General features: G+C 72.7%; 1 pseudogene. It reads right to left on the reverse strand.

Annotated elements, in window-relative coordinates:
* Positions 1-14: 14 nt before the first annotated feature.
* Positions 15-549 (reverse strand): annotated as a pseudogene (locus tag AB8Z75_RS35335) (hypothetical protein); the annotation flags it as partial.

Consider the following 549-nt stretch of genomic DNA (forward strand, 5'->3'; position numbering starts at 1 on the left):
ACCGGGTATCTCAGTCATACGCCCACTGTGGCAGACCGCCCCGCCGCGCCGGCCCCCGAACGGCCACCGCGCAGCCCGAACGTCGTGAACGCCGTACGCCGCGGCAGCGGATAGCACTCCCGGCCCGTCAACGCGTTCAGGATCACGGGCGCCAGCCCCAGGTCAGGAGCCCCCACCCCGTGCGTGTGCCGCTCCGCGTTCTGCACGAACACCGAACCCGTCACCGCCGGGTCCAGCACCAACCTGAACTCCTCGTCCACCAGCGGACGCCCCGCACCATCCCGCCGCAGATACGTCTCCAGCGCCCCCAGCAACCCATCCGCCGGACGCTCCGCGTACCCCGTCGCCAACACCACCGCGTCCGTCGCCAGACACTCCCGCACCCCCTGCTCGGCGTGCATCCCGCCGCAGATACGTCTCCAGCGCCCCCAGCAACCCATCCGCCGGACGCTCCGCGTACCCCGTCGCCAACACCACCGCGTCCGTCGCCAGACACTCTCGCCTCCACCGCTCCGCGTGGTCGAGCCGCCGACGCAGCCGCCCCCCACC

Source organism: Streptomyces sp. PU-14G (assembly GCF_041028275.1).
In the GTDB taxonomy this organism is placed as follows: Bacteria; Actinomycetota; Actinomycetes; order Streptomycetales; family Streptomycetaceae; genus Streptomyces.